Origin of the sequence: Pantoea sp. paga (genome assembly GCF_007558755.1) — a bacterium.
Classification (GTDB): Bacteria; Pseudomonadota; Gammaproteobacteria; order Enterobacterales; family Enterobacteriaceae; genus Pantoea; species Pantoea agglomerans.
Genome location: NZ_VLTF01000002.1, coordinates 866690 through 884269, shown reverse-complemented (window position 1 = coordinate 884269; position 17580 = coordinate 866690). Strand labels below are relative to the sequence as shown.

At 46.7% G+C, this 17580-nt stretch carries 15 protein-coding genes; 7 read left to right on the top strand and 8 right to left on the bottom strand.

What is annotated here, in order from left to right:
• Nucleotides 1–275 precede the first annotated feature (275 nt).
• The gene (locus FOV68_RS09830) at nt 276–896 is read left to right on the top strand and encodes a Fic family protein (protein WP_143990714.1); all 621 of its coding nucleotides are present in this window, start codon (nt 276–278) and stop codon (nt 894–896) included.
• On the opposite strand, the gene FOV68_RS24040 is transcribed toward FOV68_RS09830, so the two are convergent.
• On the bottom strand, nt 879–1049 hold the full coding sequence (locus FOV68_RS24040) for a hypothetical protein (RefSeq protein ID WP_186289731.1): 171 nt from the start codon (nt 1047–1049) through the stop codon (nt 879–881). The genes FOV68_RS09830 and FOV68_RS24040 overlap by 18 nt on opposite strands.
• A 474-nt stretch (nt 1050–1523) precedes the next feature.
• Here FOV68_RS24040 and FOV68_RS09825 point away from each other — a divergent pair, with 474 nt between their 5' ends.
• The 4 genes from FOV68_RS09825 to FOV68_RS09810 are packed head-to-tail and all read left to right on the top strand — an operon-like array spanning nt 1524 to nt 9374.
• A complete protein-coding gene (locus FOV68_RS09825; protein ID WP_122458710.1) occupies nt 1524–1736 on the top strand; it encodes a helix-turn-helix domain-containing protein in 213 nt (70 codons plus the stop codon).
• Nucleotides 1737–1772: 36 nt separating this feature from the next.
• On the top strand, nt 1773–5528 hold the full coding sequence (locus FOV68_RS09820; protein WP_143990713.1) for an N-6 DNA methylase: 3756 nt from the start codon (nt 1773–1775) through the stop codon (nt 5526–5528).
• Nucleotides 5529–5541: 13 nt separating this feature from the next.
• Complete coding sequence (locus tag FOV68_RS09815; protein ID WP_122458715.1) at nt 5542–8055, top strand: McrB family protein; 2514 nt, start codon at nt 5542–5544, stop codon at nt 8053–8055.
• Entirely contained in the window at nt 8055–9374 is a 1320-nt protein-coding gene (locus FOV68_RS09810; protein ID WP_186289730.1) for an McrC family protein, read from the top strand. The genes FOV68_RS09815 and FOV68_RS09810 overlap by 1 nt, the downstream gene beginning before the upstream one ends.
• A 164-nt stretch (nt 9375–9538) precedes the next feature.
• Here FOV68_RS09810 and FOV68_RS09805 read toward each other — a convergent pair whose 3' ends face one another.
• The 3 genes from FOV68_RS09805 to FOV68_RS09795 form a co-directional block, all read right to left on the bottom strand.
• Nucleotides 9539–11026: a hypothetical protein gene (locus FOV68_RS09805; RefSeq protein ID WP_143990712.1), complete on the bottom strand. Its 1488-nt coding sequence runs from the start codon at nt 11024–11026 to the stop codon at nt 9539–9541.
• A gap of 662 nt (nt 11027–11688) precedes the next feature.
• Nucleotides 11689–12909, bottom strand: a complete 1221-nt coding sequence (locus tag FOV68_RS09800) for a hypothetical protein (RefSeq protein ID WP_122458721.1) — start codon at nt 12907–12909, stop codon at nt 11689–11691.
• 186 nt (nt 12910–13095) lie between these two features.
• Complete coding sequence (locus tag FOV68_RS09795) at nt 13096–13281, bottom strand: AlpA family transcriptional regulator (RefSeq protein ID WP_122458723.1); 186 nt, start codon at nt 13279–13281, stop codon at nt 13096–13098.
• A 219-nt stretch (nt 13282–13500) separates the two neighbouring features.
• Between FOV68_RS09795 and FOV68_RS09790 the strand changes: the two genes are divergently transcribed.
• Together FOV68_RS09790 and FOV68_RS09785 are read left to right on the top strand one after the other, a co-directional pair.
• Nucleotides 13501–14016, top strand: coding sequence for a hypothetical protein (locus FOV68_RS09790; RefSeq protein ID WP_143990711.1), 516 nt, complete (start codon nt 13501–13503; stop codon nt 14014–14016).
• Nucleotides 14017–14030: 14 nt separating this feature from the next.
• Nucleotides 14031–14759, top strand: a complete 729-nt coding sequence (locus FOV68_RS09785) for a hypothetical protein (protein ID WP_143990710.1) — start codon at nt 14031–14033, stop codon at nt 14757–14759.
• Nucleotides 14760–14768: 9 nt separating this feature from the next.
• On the opposite strand, the gene FOV68_RS09780 is transcribed toward FOV68_RS09785, so the two are convergent.
• From FOV68_RS09780 to FOV68_RS09765, 4 genes are all read right to left on the bottom strand, one after another.
• The gene (locus FOV68_RS09780; RefSeq protein ID WP_143990709.1) at nt 14769–15695 is read right to left on the bottom strand and encodes a site-specific integrase; all 927 of its coding nucleotides are present in this window, start codon (nt 15693–15695) and stop codon (nt 14769–14771) included.
• A gap of 46 nt (nt 15696–15741) precedes the next feature.
• Nucleotides 15742–16194 (bottom strand): DNA repair protein RadC, encoded by a 453-nt coding sequence (gene radC, locus FOV68_RS09775; protein ID WP_143990708.1) that lies wholly within the window; start codon nt 16192–16194, stop codon nt 15742–15744.
• Between the two features lies 1 nt (nt 16195).
• On the bottom strand, nt 16196–16657 hold the full coding sequence (locus FOV68_RS09770; protein ID WP_143990731.1) for a hypothetical protein: 462 nt from the start codon (nt 16655–16657) through the stop codon (nt 16196–16198).
• Nucleotides 16658–16777: 120 nt separating this feature from the next.
• Nucleotides 16778–17197, bottom strand: coding sequence for a DUF2787 family protein (locus tag FOV68_RS09765; RefSeq protein WP_186289729.1), 420 nt, complete (start codon nt 17195–17197; stop codon nt 16778–16780).
• Between the last annotated feature and the right edge of the window lie 383 nt (nt 17198–17580).

The following is a 17580-nucleotide window of genomic DNA, read 5'->3' as shown; positions in this document are numbered from 1 at the left end:
ATATGAAGAAAAACCAACCGACATTGCTAACTGAAGGTTGTATCTAATACTGGGGGCAGGTCAAAGCAGCACTGACAGCAGTGCTGATATTGCGTAAACGATGATGCATTGGTGTGTTAGTGATGATTATTAAAGATTATTTTTCACAATAGCATAAAAACTACATTTCAACCTATACTTTTGTAACTATCTGATTTTAAGAATATTTTTTGCTGTACTCATCCAGCGTTATACTCACTCTTTTTCCCATCCTTCTAATAACACAGGGCATCTCCATGAGTCGATACCATGTATCCAGCAGTGAAGGACAGTATGAGAAAGACTCTGGCGAGCAGGTTTTGGCTAATAAACTGGGTATTGCTGCTTCCGATGAGATGGATGAAGCGGAACTTGTCCTGTTAGAACAACTCTACCAGTCCGTTTTTGAAGAACAGTTTCCGGAAGGACAGCTCAGCGTCGCCATGCTAAAACACTGGCACCACCGCTGGTTAGGTAACATCTACGAGTGGGCTGGACAAGAAAGAGCGGTTAATATCAGCAAAGGCGGCTTTATGTTCGCCCCCTCAGCACAGTTGCCAAAACTGCTGAACGAATTCGACACTAAGTATCTGGCTCAATACACACCGTGTCGCGGCATAGACGAAGAACAACTCATCACCGCTATCGCCATCACGCATGTCGAGCTGATACTTATCCATCCATTCAGAGAAGGAAACGGGCGCCTGTCGCGACTGCTAGCCGACGTGATGGCCGTTCAGGGAGGATACAAACCGCTGGACTATCAAAGCTGGGAGCAAAACAAAACCCAGTATATTTCGGCTATCCACGCAGGCGTATCAATGGACTACGAGCTAATGAAACACTGGGTCAGTGAGGCATTAAACAGCAAGACGTAAATGGGAAAACTTTTTACGTGTCGCTTCAAGGGAAGCTTCGATCTTCTCGGAGGACTGCCCTGTTTCAACAGCCGTAGATGTCGCTACCGAGCGAACGATGTCAGCGCGAGATGGCTTAGCGTAGCTTGCCTGAGTTTTTTTGTTATTGCTCATAATTACTCCTGAAAAGCAGAATCTGGGCTAAAACATCATCCAAACATTATACCAAACTTTCTGCGCGAATTCACATCAAGCCCCCGTCAAAGACTCACTTTTTACCCGTTGTTGACACTCACTCATCGGCCACCCCCTTTAAATCATATCGAGTATAAAATAGTTGGCCACTGACTTAGAGCCTATCCCAGTAGGCGTACTTGTTGCAGGCTGTTGGTCACGGACAGCGCGGAAGAACCGGAGCGTACGCGTAGTACGTGAGGATTCTGAGCACTGCCCACGGCCAAGCAGGCAAATAAAACAGCCTAATGAGATAGGCTCTTAGTCACGAGTCTACTGGGGCTTGGGTAAAATCATTATTCTAGCAAAAACCTATGATCGGTGCTCGCCTGACAGTAGTCAAGCTGGTAGATTACGCCCTTTACGATTTAAACCGACTTTGTCCTACTCAGCATTTTCTGCCGGAGATTCATTATGATTGCTGAACCTTGGGTATCCGTAGACCTGATTGCAGAGCATCTGGGTGTGACACGTGATTCGATCTACCGCTGGATCGACCGAAAACAACTACCCGCCCATCGTGTTGGGCGGTTGTGGAAATTCAAGGTGTCAGAAGTGGATAACTGGGTACGCGCTGGTGGCGCAAACGAGGTTACGGGAACTGACCCATCCTCGTCCAAAGATTGACGGTGCGGTCAATAAAATAGAGCAGGAATGAATGAGATGTTAACCCAAGACAATTTGGCCGATCTATTACACGTTCTCAGTTTTGAAAAAAAGGGATCGATTTATCGCAAGGCATTTGGTGCTGCTGTGTTGGAAGTGAATTTCACAAATAAGGAAATCATTTATCCAGAGGCTGCTGGCTTGACGATCAATGAACGGCAGACGTGCAACTTCGAAGCTAACGAAAATTTCGTTGTGTTCGAATGTGTACACCGCCTGTTAAAAAAGGGCTACAAACCTGAGCACATCGAGTTGGAGCCTAAATGGAGGCTAGGTCGAGGTGCCAGTGGTGGTCGTGCTGATATTCTGATCAAGGACAACGATGGTCGTCCTTTACTAATCATCGAATGTAAAACGGCTGGCTCTGAATTCAAACGAGCCTGGGGCAGGACTCTGCAACATGGCGATCAGCTATTCAGCTACGCACAACAAATCAGCGAAACGCAATTTCTTTGCCTGTACACGTCTGATCTCGATGCTGACGTTCTAACCTACACCAGCCATATCATTGCGCACCGTGACAACGAAAAATATCTGGTAGACAACCCACTTTTCAAAAGTTTCAAGTCAGTCAGCGATGTGAAAGGACGCTACGCCGTCTGGCGTGACACCTACAAGCTTGACTACACAACAAAGGGCATTTTTGAAGAAATCATTCAACCGTATCACATTGGCAAAGACAAATATTCTCTGGACGACTTGCACGCAATCTCTGCCAGAGATCAACAGAAGAAGTACCACGAGTTCGCTACTATTTTGCGGCAGCATAATGTGTCAGGGCGAGAAAATGCCTTCGATAAGCTAGTCAATTTGTTCCTGTGCAAGCTGGTGGATGAAATTGAAAATCCGTCCGATCTGAAATTTTATTGGAAGGGTGTCGCCTACGACACCCATTTCGATCTGATGGATCGCCTACAGCAGTTGTATCAAGCAGGAATGGGTAAGTTTCTTGGTGAAGACATCACTTACATCAACCAAGGAGATGTAAACAATGCCTTGCGCTTTATTAAACAGAATCCAGACGCTACCCAACGTGCTGTATGGAATCTATTCATCCAACAGAAGTTCTTTACCAATAACGATTTCTCTCTGATCGACGTTCACAATGAAAATCTTTTCTACCAGAACGCCGAAGTGCTACTGAAGATCTTACAAATGTGGCAGGACATTCGTCTGACCGATCCGCACGGTCACAACCAGTTTTTGGGCGATATGTTCGAGGGTTTCCTCGATCAGGGAGTCAAGCAGAGTGAGGGGCAGTTCTTCACGCCCATGCCTATCTGCCGCTTCATCATGATGAGTCTGCCGCTGGCCTCACTCATCCAACGCAGCGCCACACCGCCCAAGGCGATCGATTACGCCTGCGGCGCGGGCCATTTCCTGACCGAGCTGGCCTTGCAGATCAAGCCTCTGGTTAAAACCTACAAGCCTGAAGTTGAGCTGACTGCTTATCACAAGTCCTTGTACGGCATTGAGAAGGAATACCGGCTGTCGAAGGTGGCCAAGGTATCGGCCTTCATGTACGGTCAGCAGGAGATCAACATCTGTTACGGTGATGCGTTGATAAACCAGCACGAAGCATTTCCGGAGATCAAGGATGGAACCTTTGACCTACTGGTCGCCAATCCGCCTTACAGTGTGCGTGGTTTTCTAGAAACGTTGCCCGAGAAGGAACGTGAGGCCTATACCCTCACTGAGACCATCAAAGATCTCGAAACATCCAACAGCATTGAAACCTTCTTCATTGAGCGTGCCAAGCAGTTGCTGAGAGCCGATGGTGTGGCTGCCATCATCTTGCCATCCAGTATCTTGTCCAACGGTGGTAGTGCCTACATCCGAACCCGAGAAATCTTGATCCAGTATTTCGATATCGTGGCGATTGTGGAATTCGGCAGCGGTACCTTTGGCAAGACAGGTACAAACACCGTTACCCTCTTCTTGCGTCGCAAAAAGACAGCTCCTGATACAGCTGCGCACTACCGTGAGCGTGTGGCGGAATGGTTCAAAGGGGACGATGCTGATGCCGATTCCATCTACAAGGATGAACATCTAATTGCACGCTATGCAGATCACGTCAATATACCGCTGAATGCTTACAAGTCCTTACTCAAAGGCGATCCCGAGGGTGTGTGGACAGACCATCTTGAATCCCTTTATCTCGAAAAATTTAATGGCAGCGCCGAGGTCACCAATCTCTACAAGGCAAAGTGGTTCAAAGCATTAAGCCCTCAAGATAAAGAAGCCGAAATTAACAAGCTCTATCTGGCATTTGTCCAGACCATTGAGCGAGACAAGCTCTATCACTTCTTGATGGCCTGCGATCAACCTAACCCAGTGCTGATCATTCGCAGCCCGACAGGAACTAAAGAAATCAAGCAATTCCTCGGCTACGAGTGGAGTTCCGCCAAGGGTGATGAAGGCATCAAGCTCATCAAGGATGCCAGTGCCCGGCACCTTACTCCGCTTTACGACGAGACAAGTCGGGATAATGCGGCGAAGCTGAATTACTACATTGCAGAGAATTTCAATGGTAACCCCGTAGCTATCCCATCTGCATTACATAGCGTGGCGCGCACTACGGCATTGGTGGATATTCTGGACTTTTCTCGCCATGTATTTGATAAACAGTTCAACTTAGCTGTTAAGGGGGGAGTAAATTTCGTATCTAAGTGGCCAATTTCCTCTTTGAGGATTCAGGCTCAAATACGAAAAGGTACCTCAATTACGCAAAAAAAAGCTGTGCCAGGGCCTTTTAAAGTTGTTGCGGGAGGAATGACTCACGCATATACGCACAATACTTCCAATCGAGAGGCCAACACCATCACTGTCAGCGCATCAGGTGCCAGTGCGGGTTTTGTTGCCTTCTGGAAAGAGCCAATTTTTGCATCTGACTGTACAACGATACGTGGTGCAAATGACGAGCACACTGAATATTTGTACTACGTGCTGAAAAGCCGGCAAAGCGAGATTCAGGCATTGTCTACTGGAGCAGCACAACCCCATGTTTATCCGAAAGACCTTGAGACTCTCCAGGTTGCGGTACCTGACTCTACCACATTGAGGATGATTGTTTCGGAATGCAAGTCGGTTGAGAATGATGTCCACTCTTCACAAACCAGTATTGAGCAAGCAATAGCGCGTATTGAGCTAGAGGCTGCAGACATTTATGGTTCCTCTACCCGACGTACAGAAATCGATAAACTGGCCGTCAGCATCCAGTATGGTCTGAATGAGGCCATGAACGAAGGTGGTGTAGGCTACAGAATTTTCCGCATGAACGAAATTATCCGTGGCCGAATGGTGGACAACGGCAGCATGAAGTGCGCCGACATTAGCGCCGAGGAGTTTGCCAAGTACAAGCTCAATAAGGGGGATTTGCTTTTCAATCGTACCAACAGTATTGAGCATGTTGGTAAAACCGGACTATTTGATCTAGAGGGGGAGTATTGCTTTGCTTCTTACCTCGTGCGTGTTGTACCTGACACCAGCATAGTGCTGCCGAAGTACTTGGAAAAGATGATGAACTCATCTGCCTTCCAGTCAGAAGCTAAGAGTAAAGCATCCAAATCCATCAATCAGGCGAATATCAACGCTACCATTATGCGAAATATCAAAGTGCCGTTTCTTTCGATTGCAGAACAACAATTGTTTGTTAACAGAATCGAGGCACTAGAAAAGCAGATTAAAGATGCACAAGCAGTGATCGATGCAGCTGACGCCCGCAAGCAGGCCATCCTGCAGAAATATCTGTAAGGTAGATGCTACGATGAGTAATTTCGAAGAATTGTATTCACTATGGGATGAATTCCTCTCATCTTGGCCAGCTTCACGGCTGGCCAAGATGACATTGGACGAATACAGCAAAGCTGGCTCAAAAGAAAGCTTTACCTACTGGCTCGAATCAGGGCTGGATGAGCTTGGCAGCATTTGGGGTGGGTCGGCGTTCAAGTTCGGAGTGTTTTCGCGTAAGAATACTGAGGATAAAAGCTCCGATGCCAAACTGAGCTATTCTGATACCCACGGTTGGTACTCATCGTTAGGCTCTTCTGCTGAGGAGGCCTTCGAAAAGGTACGTAGCTTCGTGGTAGAGGTAGTACATTGGGCTGAAAAAGGCGATCTGGAGTCCATAGACACCTTCGAGCACTTGGGTGAAGCCTTTAAGTGGAAAATTGCCTTCCACTATCAGAATCGACAAAGCCCGGTGATTGTTCCCATATTTAAGCCAGCCTGGCTGGCATCCTACCTTGGTAGTTCAACCATCCAGGGCATGGCTACTTTGCAAAAGGCTGCGCTGACCAAGCGACCAAATGATGCTGGGATTTTGGAGTTTGGGCGTCAGATATGGGAAGTCTGGAGCCAGAAAAATTTGGTGATTTGGAAGCTCTCGCACGGAGCGAAAGATTTTTCAGCCAATGAATTGCAACACTATCTGCAAACCAAGTTAGCGGTGATGCACGGTGAAACGGCCAAAGGTCAGGGCAGGAAATTTCAGGAGGTTCCTGTAGGAACACTGTTTTATCTTTGCCATGGTAATGCAAGTTTGCCACTCGTTGGTCAGTTTATATCTACGTCTGAGCCCTGTGATTCGGAGGACGGTTGGGTACAGCGCCACTACCGTATATTAAAGAAGGCAATCAAGATGGGGGGTTATCAAGATGGCAAGAAGGGGTGGACACCTAACTACAATTCAACTTTCAAACAAGTGCCCGCACATGACTTGCCAGAATTTGAAGCAGCTTTGCTAAAGCCTTACTTTGGCACTGACTTGGCAGAATTAGCTAAGCTGGCTGGAGAGTCTATGGAGATTGCCAATGTAGAGAGCACCAAAATACATGTGCCAGTTACCTTCACAACCCAAGTGGCCAGGCAACCAGTAGCCAACTGCTTCAACCGAATTTATTACGGCCCACCAGGTACAGGAAAGACCTATGCATTGATGCAACTTCTTAAGAGTGATTATGAGACTCAGGCATTGGCAATTTCTGCCGATCAGTGGCGGAGTCAGATCATTGCGGAAAAGGTTGCCATGCTAACGTGGTGGGAAGTCGCAGCTGCTGCGCTTTACGATTTGGGTGAGAAGGCAACCGTTAGCCAGCTTCTTGATCATCCGTTCGTACAGGCGGTTTCTGCGCGAAGCTCTAACCAAAATTGCAGGGCTACTTTATGGGGAAATCTACAGGCGCACACAATCGAAGAATCAAAAACGGTTAATTATAAGCGTCGCTCGGCGCCTTTTGTCTTCGATAAATCCACAGACTCGATTTGGCAGTTAGCTGGAGACTGGCAAGAAACTTGCATTGATCTTATTGAATTGGTTGAAACGCTAAGAAAGGGGCCACAATCTCAACAGGCACTGCAACGCTATAGCTTTGTCACTTTCCATCAGTCTTATGGTTACGAGGAGTTTGTCGAAGGTTTGCGTCCTGTATTGAATGGCGGTAATGGTGAGGTGGAGTACGAAATTCGCTCCGGCGCATTTAAGGAACTCTGCTTTAAGGCACGCCAATCTCCTGACCAACGCTTCGCTATAGTGATCGACGAGATTAATCGAGGTAATATCAGCAAGATTTTCGGTGAGTTGATTACGCTAATCGAATCTGACAAGCGCGACCCACTGAATGGAAATCTGCCTCCTCTTGAACTGACATTAGCTTACTCTGGTGAGAAATTTTCGGTGCCAGCTAACGTGGACATTATTGGCACAATGAATACAGCAGACCGCTCTCTTGCACAGCTTGATACCGCATTGCGCCGCCGTTTCGACTTCGTGCCCTTACTCCCTGATACTCGTGCAGAGAAAACCACTAATGATCCACACAGCGCGCCATTGGCCGGATTACAAATAAAAACAGAGAAGGGAACGATTGATGTACGTCGAATGCTGCAACGTATCAACGATCGTATTGAGGCGTTATATAATCGCGATCACTGTATCGGCCACGCTTATTTCACTTCACTTGGAGATGTATCCGACGGGTCGACTCGCTTCGATATGTTGACTGAAACCTTTCGCAAACGCATCGTGCCTTTATTAGAGGAGTATTTTTTCGAGGACTGGCGCAAGATTCGCTTGGTACTTGGTGACAACCAGAAACCTGATACAGAACAATTTATTACTGAGAGCGACGCACATGAACAGGATTTGATCGAACTATTTGGCAACGATCACGGACTCGACAGTTATGCCACTAGGCGCCGTTATCAACTACAATCGTCAGCATTTGTAAATCCCGCTGCCTATATTGGCATTTATCAGGCTGAAATATTACTGGCTGAGTGATGGCAGGCATAACGATCTTTGAGTTCGACAAATTGGTTGCCATATCTCCGGACAGGAACGGAGTGCATGGTGCCGAAGGGTTGCGTGTGCTGCCAAGCCATGTTTTCTCTTGGCTGGAAGCGCAGGCCTTACATCAGGATGAAGCTGGTGAAACTGTATGGTTACGTCTGACTCAGCGGTGCGGGCGCAGAGCTGTGCAGGTTACAAGTTTCGTTGGCGTAATTCGTTGCCCAGATGGGTATCAGATCGAAGTGTTGCCCAAACTCGGCAAGGTCAATGGCGAGGTTGACACTCGGCAGTTGATGATAGAGATGCTGCGCTGTCTGGGGAGTTTTCGCCACATTCAGACCGATCGCGCTCAGTTACTGTCGCGTCGAATGCCCTTGCTGGAGGTATTCATCAGCGAGTTTTTGCAGGCGGTAGAGCACGTCGTAAAGCGGGGCTTACACAGCGATTACTGTTCCAGGCAAGACAATCTCTTTGCCCTGCGTGGTAAGCTGGGTATGTCGGCGCATCTGCGCCACAATCTGTGTAGGCGCGATCGTTTTTTTGCTGAGTTTGACGTATTTTCCTCTAACCGTCCAGAAAACCGCGTGCTACACGCAGCTCTGAGATGTGCCCTGGCGTGGACTGCTACACAGGCTAACAAGCAATTGGCGCGAGAACTATGTTTTGTGTTTGCCGATATTCCTGTCTCTGCTCAACCCGACGCTGATTTTACGCGAGTCCGCTTGGATCGCGGTATGTCGCATTACGATGCAGCACTAAGTTGGGCTCGTTTGATTCTACAGAATGAATCGCCGCTTACTGGACATGGTGGTAATCGGGCTCCGTCCCTACTGTTTCCGATGGAGGCGGTGTTCGAGGCTTTCGTTGCGAGGCACTTGGCTCGGCAACTTGGCAATGGTTACACCTTGAGCGTACAGGCTCGCAGTTTTTCTCTTGTCAAACATAACAAACAGGACTGGTTCCGCCTCAAACCCGATCTGCTGGTGCAGGCCGCCAAGGTTAACCATGTAGTTCTGGATACCAAATGGAAGCTACTTGACGCCCACAAAGCTAACGGAACTGAGAAGTACGGGTTGGATCAGAGTGATTTCTATCAGTTACACGCTTACGGTCAAAGCTATCTCGATGGTAAAGGTGATCTGGTGTTGATCTACCCAAAAACGGACCGTTTCGATCAACCGCTGCCGGTTTTCGCATTTCCTAATGGCTTACAACTGTGGGTGCTGCCATTTTGCCTGAGGGAGAAGCGCTTACTATTGCCGTCATGCAATAGTCTCCACATGTTCTTGCCAACGACGGGTAAAAAATGATCCCCTTACCGTCACCACCAACAGTTTAATATTGTTGGTGATAGCCGTAAGTTCAACGAGTTGAAGCATATCTTAGATTTGATTGTGTTCTGCGTGATGAAGCTATCAGGCCAAATCTGGTAATATACTCAAGGGCTATATGACCATTTATGCCACCGATTTTACTAATGTGCTTCGTTTTTCAGCACGATGCGCAGATACGGGTGTTGCCAGTCATCATCGGACAGTTTGCTCAGGCTGATAAAACCATCATGTTCAAGAGCACATACCCCATCATGGCTGGCTACGTAATCGTATACAGCCCTGCTTTCAAGCCCCTGTAACATGTGCGACAACAGCTTGCGGCGTATAACATCCGACTTCCAACGTTTACGCGATGCCACATCTTTATAGGTAATGTTGAATGGTTGCCCTACCGCGTTGGTAACGCATTTACCGTAACGATTGGTTTTCGCTGTGTCTTCATAATGATCCAGCAGTAAGCCCAAATCGTCCCTTAGAGGCTCCAGAAGGCGCTTCCAGCGTTTCAGTACTCGCTTTGCTTCTGACTTATCTAGCTCACGGTTCAACAGGCGTCGGGTACTGGACTTTAGCGATAATGAAACGAACCCGGCATTGAATACGCTGGAAAATCTGAATTGCTTCACCAGCTCCTCAGCGACAAGCAATACCCGGCAGATATATTGAGTTTCCAGCACTTTCAGAGACTCGGCCGAAATGCCAATATTCAACAGCTCATGCCGCAGTATCTCAAGCTGACACCCCTTAATGTCATAATTATGCCCCCGCGCCAGACACGCCCACTTCATTTTAGACGGTAGACTTTGAAAGCCAGTGCCAATCTCAAAGGATCGCCCGCCAATGTACGCAGTCTTATAAGATTGCCTGTAAGATACCGTCAACGGTGATTCCTTCACCAAATTCACGCCTGTTTCCGCCAGTCGCGACAGGAAGTTGAAAATGAATATTTTGTTCTTCTTGGTAGGGTTCTCGTTATAGTAATCCAGCAGTGCATCCAGATTGACTTCCAGCGGTTCAAGGCTGTTCCAGACCCCCACTACCCGTTCCCTGAAGGCAACGTTTGGAATATCGCGTTTCGACTGTTTATGTTTGGCACGCTGCCCACGATCAATGGCAATACCAATCAGTTCATCAAATAAGTAACTTTTACGCTTGGTGAAAATGTCAGTCAGATAATGGTAACGATCCTGACGGCTAAGGTATGCCTCGCGGTTGTTGCCAAACAACTTACGCAGAAAACGCTGAGAAATAGCATATTCCCGGCATGAGCGTCGAGCATTGGAATACCCGGTTAGTTTGATAATTCCCGCGCTTGCCAGTGCCTCCATTGCACGCTCATTGGTCGGCCCACTTTTCTTAAATACTCCGGGAAGTTTCTCTCTACCCAGCTCAAATGGTACTGGCACAGAATAAGACCATTTTTTATTCGCTTTAATCTTTGTTTTTCTCCTGTTCTTACGGCTACAGGTAGCAACACATATAACATGCTGAAGAAATACTGCTATGTTACGATAAAAAGGACGCCGCAAACTTTGCGCACCATTATAAGGAATACTGTAAACAACTTCTTTGAAATAATCCAGCGTTGAATCTGTCACAAGGATATTGTTGTGCGTAATGTATGGCTTCATAATTCACCTGTATATTGAGATAAAAGCACCATGCCCTGACCCCATTTATTTACAACTGAATTACGCAAATCTTGTGTGAACTCAACAATGTTCAGATGGTTATTAGATGATAATAATATTGGAGGCTGGAGCCTCATGATAGCTGATACTGGATAATGGCTATAGTATGTAATGACATATATATAATAATATAGAGATATAGTGTATACAGAGCATAATAGACACAGCTATTTACCTTGTAGAAGAAAATAGCGGATAAATATCAGCGCAACCAGAATAGGATTAGCGGATATTCAAAACGCTACCGGTTATTAAGCGGTGCAACTACATTCCGGTAATATTCAATAGCGGTTGTAGACACATGTACGGATTCTGGATTTTGATCTTTTGATACATCGACTTTGCACAAACTGCCGAACCTTGCAATTGTCAGAGTCAGGGAAAGCCATCACCGGTTTACCCCTACCATTGTACGAGGCGCGAATCTGACACTAAACATCAGTAGTAATTCGCCGGTCTACTAGCCAAAATCCGGCAACGTTGGACGGTATTGAGGGAGGAATTCGAGATACAGGTAGCATGAAAAACCACATCACCTAGCGTACAGACAACGATATGGCGGCCAAAAGACCGCCATAATAATAGGAAGAATTAAATCGAAACTAGCGTTTTAAACGCTTGTTTCCCTCACGCTTTTGACGTCGCGTGCTGTGCTTTCGCTTACGGATATCCTCCACAAACTGGCTGACGTTCATTTCTTCCCTGGTCGCAAACTCTGGTTTTAATCTACCAATAACCTGCCCCAGATTAGCTATACAAACAGACCAAAAAGACCAAACCTCTTGTTTGTCGAACAGCTCTACCTCATTAAGGCTCAGGAGGTTACTGAACTTACAAGCCAGACGTCCTTTTGAATCTCCACGCCTTAACACATTTATCCATGCTTTGATGCCATTTGTTTTGGGCCGGTTATTGGTAAAAACAGCATTCATCAGTTCACCCTCAAGTTTGCGCTTGTACACCAACAGACGTTCAAAAGGGTTAACGAGCTTCGCGAGGTCAGAAAGCATCAGTGCTTTTTGCCTAGTTCCACGTTTGCCAGGTCCAGCAGACTCCGGCTGCACACGCATCTCAACACGTAAAAACTGGGGATGTTGTTCCTTGTCAATCTCAAGGAAAAACTCCCGTTTGCGCTTCCCCTTTTCATTCACATATCCTGCCCGTTCAGGGAATGCGATCCGCTTAAATAGCGTAGCGTCGATCTTGCCATAGATTAACGCCGAGAGTTTCGAGTCAGACGCACCAAGAGATAAACCCGGTAATCCATTTTTGTTGTCGTAATCTTCATAAACGGACGAATATTTTACGCCCCAAAGATAATTGTTCAACTTGCATCCATAGATATCCAGAGCGATATCAAGCCGGGTGACCCAAGCCCGTGCCAGCAGGTGATTAAAAGTTTCGCCGAGACGAGCCATTAACCACTTAAGCAACAAATCCATCTGTTTTCCTGTCATGTGCTGGGGATGAAACTGAATACTGAATCCACCAGTTCCTGCTGCTTTTGGCCCCCACATTAGATATGCCAACATTGGTGCATCAGGTTTATTACGTGAAATACACAAACCAAATTTGTAAGGGTGACGTGTTCCAGTTGCGTTCCGTGGTGATTTCTCCTGCACAAGGAAGTTTTTACACTCCTGCTCCAGTAAGGACAGCAACTTCTGAACAAACTCAGCTTTCTCCGCATCACTGTGGAAGCGGGATACTATTGAAAGCCAGTCGATGCGTAGCATCATCTTGTGCCAGTCATAGCTGTCGCAAATCTTATTTGATGGACTAAATTCAACATTCTTCTTATTAAGCAACTTGCTCTTTTTCATTGGTGTTCCGTATCAGGGACTAACCCAATTGAGGAACAGAGAGCACCAGTAACCCATCAGCTATCAGCTATCAGTAGTAACCGTGGTGGATCTACCGTTTAGTTAAACCAGCATCAGCATTGGCTAATATGCTCTCTGTTCATGGTTATACGTGCGTAAATAACGTGCTGTTAGACGTTCATGCACTCACTGAACACGCTGGCGATCAGCCAGCCACTGGTTAACTTCATGTTCGTAGAAACCTACCGACCGGATACCTATGCGGACCTGACGAGGAAACTCGTTACGCTGAAGCATTCTGTAGAGTGAAGCCCTGCTCATGGCACAACGTTCAAGAACTTCCGGGACTTTAATGATCTTCATGACTGTCATAACAAACCTGCCTAAGTTACGCATCGGCTGATGCGAACAGGCTTTTACAACCATGAATTTGATGAATTTTCGTCATATATGACAGTCATAAGTTAAGAATTGGCGTGTATGACCGTCATAGGCATTACCACTCTTATAGTGTAGTGAGGATTATTCTTGACGGTCATAATTATGACGGTCATGATAAGATACTATTCGCCAGTGACTTGGAGATATAAGATGCAAAAGCCCCACAGCAAGAAAGCGCAATCCCCTTCACAAAATGTCTCTGATCAAAACAGCATTAAAAAGGATAGTCGGGCTAATTTTTTTAAGACTTTCGGCCCTACAATGGAAATGAACGTGCATGAAGACACGCGGGAGCGACTGCGCGGAATTGCAGAGTTTTTAGAGGGCGAAGATTATGCTGAGAAAACCCGCGGCCTTGGTTCTGTTTACAGAAAAGCAGTAAATGATCTCATTAATATTTTTTATATTGATTGTATATTCGAAGCCAGAACAAAACCTGCCAAAGTCCTTTGGAATCTTTACCAAAAAAATTATGAATTGCGTGTTATTGATGCTCTAGAAAAAAAAGAGAGAATTAAAGTTTTATCATTAAAATTCCCAAATCCAGTTCTGTTAGAGAAAGGGTTGCTTACACCCAGCGAGAGTAAATGGAAATCATCTGAAATAGACAAATTAGATGATCATCGCTGGGTGATACATACTCTAGAAAGCCTCAACAATAAATAAAAAAATGGTGTGCCATGGCTCATATGCGTGACGAGTTCCCTGAAAAAACGAAGAAGATACTACAGGAAAGAGTGGCTAATCGTTGCTCCAATCCCGGATGTAACTGTCTTACCTCTGGCCCTAATTTCGATGCAGAAAAGGCTACTCGCATAGGTGTTGCGGCGCATATAACAGCCGCAGCTCCGAATGGTCCCAGATATAACTCCTCTCTTTCAAGGGAAGAAAGAAAACACATATCTAATGGAATATGGCTCTGCCAGAATTGCGCAAAGCTCATTGATAGTGATGAGAAAATCTACACTGAACACGCCATTCGTAGTTGGAAAAGTGAAACAGAATGCAGGATAAGAAATGAGCTTGAAGGCGGGAATTTACTCGACGAGGATGCTGATCTTCAGGGATGGTCATGTGGCCATTGCAATACTTTTGTTGCCGAAGGACAGATGGTGTGTACAGGTTGCCAAGCTGAAGTAGCATATCACGCTACGAAGTATGAAGTTATTGAGGCCAGGAAAATCGGCGGATTATTTGGGGCAATGATAGGCGGGATGCTTAATTTTAGTGTGCCAAACCTTCTGAATTCATACTTTAATCTGAATATTCCCAATAACTGGGGGCTTGGCTTGTATTCATTATTCATTGTCGCAGTACCAGCAATTATTGGCGCTCTGCTTTTAGAGGAAATTAAACATAGCCAATACCGGAATAAACCACCACGTTTTTTTCGCCAACGCAATATTTGACCTTAAAAATTATTCAAATATTCGCCTGCTTGCGCTGATTTTCATGCTATCACCGCGGCAGTCATAACGCGTTGTGGTTGATATATCTCTATGGCCTGCCAGCTGGCGTACAGTGTTGATATCCACACCTTGCTCCAGTAAAAGGGTGATGAAGGTGCGCCGCATATCATGCGGGGTAAACCGCGCAATGCTAGATGTTTGTTGTAACTCAGCCAGGATGCCCGTTAACCCGGTTGTTGTCAGCAACTGACCGACTACCTTACCGTTACGCTGAATTCGGCTAAACAGCGCACTTTCAGCTTCGTTTGCGCTGACTTTAAGCCATGCACGGATAGCTTTATCCACTGTTTCCGCCACGTGAATTTCACGGTATTTCCGCCCCTTCCCTTGCCTCACCGTCAGGATGCCGTTGTCATAGTCCCGGCGCTTAAGTTTAACCAGTTCCCCGGCGCGCAGGCCTGTTCCGCAAAGTGTCAGTACAATGGCAACATCACGGCAGCGCCGTACCGGTTGCGGATGCTGTTTTGCAGCCTGAATCAGTGCCCGGATTTCCTGCCTGTCCAGCGCCCTTCCTTTGCGCTGGATATCACCGCTCACGCGCTTCACTGATCGGATACGTGCCAGCGTTTCGGCATCCATGCAATTGAGGTTAAAGGCCGTCTGCGCTACGCCCCGGAGTGCTGACAGAGCCATGTTCACCGACGACACGGCGTAACCGCCATCCAGCAGTGCCGCACGTACTTTAGCGACGGCGGCGTAGTTAAGTTGTTCCCATGGATAGTCTGCTGCATCCGCACCGCGTTTAAGTATGCTGGCGCTGCGGTTTAACAAGCTGGTGAGACCTCGCCGCCCCGATGGTGCCAGACCGCCAATATACGCATCGAACACGGTGGTTTGCACCACCGGCATGACCTGACGTAACGCAGCCCCGCTCATGCGTAAAACCCGTGATAACGTACATTAAACCAAGTAACTGTTCGCATCAGACCAGTCCTCGTTCAGCCATCGATACTGTTTCAGCGCCAGCAACGATAAAGTGATCTAACAACCGCACGTCCAGCATCTCCAGCAGCCCCTTCAGCTTTTTAGTCAGCTGGATATCACAACGGCTGGGTTCAGGCTCGCCGCTTGGGTGGTTGTGTACAAGGATGGCTGCGGCGGCGTTATATTTCAGCACACGCTTGATAACTTCACGAGGGTGAACGCTGACCGAGTTTAGCGTACCCCTGAACAGGATTTCACGGTGCAGCAGCTGATTCTGATTATCGAGCAGGATGATGCCAAACTCTTCATGTTCAAGCGGTGCCAGCTCAACCATTACGCACCGTCGAAAATCATCAGGGGAGCAGAGCTGAACGCCACGCTGGTAGTACCGGCTGATAATGTCACGCGCTTGGTCAAGGATACGGGTTTCACGCTGGGTAAATAGGGTCATGTCAGAACTCCCGTTCAATGAAGTAAATGGCGTCGGGAAACAGCTGGCGGCGGGTTACGCCAGTACGCAGGGAGAAAGCTTTACGGGGCATTGAAGTTCGCCCGTTGCTATCGAAGAAACAGAGCGTTTCTTCATCTATTTTGACCAGAAGGGACCAGTGAAACTGGTCGCTGAGCATAATCAGGCGAGAGTGGTCAGTGATGTCCAGAAACCGCTGCATTTCCCTGAACAACCGCCCTTCTGATAATCCCCGCTTCCCGGCAAAGGGTCTGGTGATTTGAACCGGGAACTGGCGGCGGTAATGTCCTTTCTGCAACACCTGAGCTATCAGCCAGTCTAAACGGTCCTCTTCAATCCCTTCAGTCAGCCATTCATGCAAAGGCCAGCGCTGCTGGTAAGCCTGAATGAGCCGGTTCATTAGCGGGCGTCGTTTCACCCTGCCGTCATACAGCCAGCTCAGCATATTAACAATGCAATAAGCACCGCAAAGACAGTCCAGTTCGCCCTGCTGAGACGCACGTATTACTCTGTTAACAGTCACAGATAATTTCTCCATCAATAATTAGCTGTAAGTGTGGCGGGATTAGCTTTCCCACATAACGGTGAGGGTGTAGATATTCAGGAAGTGGTAATGAACAAAATTTCTCTGCCAGAGTGCAAAATTGTCGCGCCCTTCCCCCCGGGGTAAATCACCGACATAGGACAGGAAGACATAGCGCTGGCTCCAGCTGATATCGATTTCCTTTTCCAACTCCGGGTTTGTTCCCATATATTTGAAGTCAGTGATGTAATCGAAATACCATTCATCTCTGCGGGAAATAAGCCTTATTTCGACCGGATGAAACCCACCATTTTCAGCGCTGTAATTGATATCTTTGAACAGCAATGTAACAGCATGAATATTCGGTTTAACTGGCGGCTTTTTACTGAGTTCAGCAAGTATAATATTAATGAGTTCCTGACTTACGGGCATGGACAGCCCTTCCTGACGGATATTATTCATTGTATTTATTCCGATAAATATGCGTTTAGGTTGATGACACAAACATTAATTAAACTTAACCCGTACTGAATTTTCAGACGATAGACGCCCTCCCGCCAGAAGGGATATAAAATGAAAAATTAAGTTAGCAATTAGTTTATGTGTCAGCTACTGAATAATATGACAATATCCAGTAATGACATTTTACCAGGAATATACTTACAAAGCAAATAGTTTCACTTGGGAAATAATTTTCTATTATTAATACCTTACCCGAAATGTTTATTTCTAAAGAAGAATGGCATACTGATTTACCTCCATGGCAGGTGGACGGGGTTCCGGGGTGGTTCCTCCTACCTGCCGTGGCGGGAAATAAAAGTAACCAATTAAATTTATTTATTATC

What these genes read in the sequence shown, in the direction of transcription:
- FOV68_RS09805 (WP_143990712.1), bottom strand. Translation starts at nt 11,026, where the DNA reads ATGAAGCCATACATTACGCACAACAATATCCTTGTGACAGATTCAACG.
- FOV68_RS09825 (WP_122458710.1), top strand. Translation starts at nt 1,524, where the DNA reads ATGATTGCTGAACCTTGGGTATCCGTAGACCTGATTGCAGAGCATCTG.
- FOV68_RS09820 (WP_143990713.1), top strand. Translation starts at nt 1,773, where the DNA reads ATGTTAACCCAAGACAATTTGGCCGATCTATTACACGTTCTCAGTTTT.
- FOV68_RS09830 (WP_143990714.1), top strand. Translation starts at nt 276, where the DNA reads ATGAGTCGATACCATGTATCCAGCAGTGAAGGACAGTATGAGAAAGAC.
- FOV68_RS09790 (WP_143990711.1), top strand. Translation starts at nt 13,501, where the DNA reads ATGCAAAAGCCCCACAGCAAGAAAGCGCAATCCCCTTCACAAAATGTC.
- radC (WP_143990708.1), bottom strand. Translation starts at nt 16,194, where the DNA reads ATGACCCTATTTACCCAGCGTGAAACCCGTATCCTTGACCAAGCGCGT.
- FOV68_RS09780 (WP_143990709.1), bottom strand. Translation starts at nt 15,695, where the DNA reads ATGAGCGGGGCTGCGTTACGTCAGGTCATGCCGGTGGTGCAAACCACC.
- FOV68_RS09810 (WP_186289730.1), top strand. Translation starts at nt 8,055, where the DNA reads ATGGCAGGCATAACGATCTTTGAGTTCGACAAATTGGTTGCCATATCT.
- FOV68_RS09815 (WP_122458715.1), top strand. Translation starts at nt 5,542, where the DNA reads ATGAGTAATTTCGAAGAATTGTATTCACTATGGGATGAATTCCTCTCA.
- FOV68_RS09765 (WP_186289729.1), bottom strand. Translation starts at nt 17,197, where the DNA reads ATGAATAATATCCGTCAGGAAGGGCTGTCCATGCCCGTAAGTCAGGAA.
- FOV68_RS09770 (WP_143990731.1), bottom strand. Translation starts at nt 16,657, where the DNA reads ATGCTGAGCTGGCTGTATGACGGCAGGGTGAAACGACGCCCGCTAATG.
- FOV68_RS09800 (WP_122458721.1), bottom strand. Translation starts at nt 12,909, where the DNA reads ATGAAAAAGAGCAAGTTGCTTAATAAGAAGAATGTTGAATTTAGTCCA.
- FOV68_RS09795 (WP_122458723.1), bottom strand. Translation starts at nt 13,281, where the DNA reads ATGACAGTCATGAAGATCATTAAAGTCCCGGAAGTTCTTGAACGTTGT.
- FOV68_RS24040 (WP_186289731.1), bottom strand. Translation starts at nt 1,049, where the DNA reads ATGAGCAATAACAAAAAAACTCAGGCAAGCTACGCTAAGCCATCTCGC.
- FOV68_RS09785 (WP_143990710.1), top strand. Translation starts at nt 14,031, where the DNA reads ATGGCTCATATGCGTGACGAGTTCCCTGAAAAAACGAAGAAGATACTA.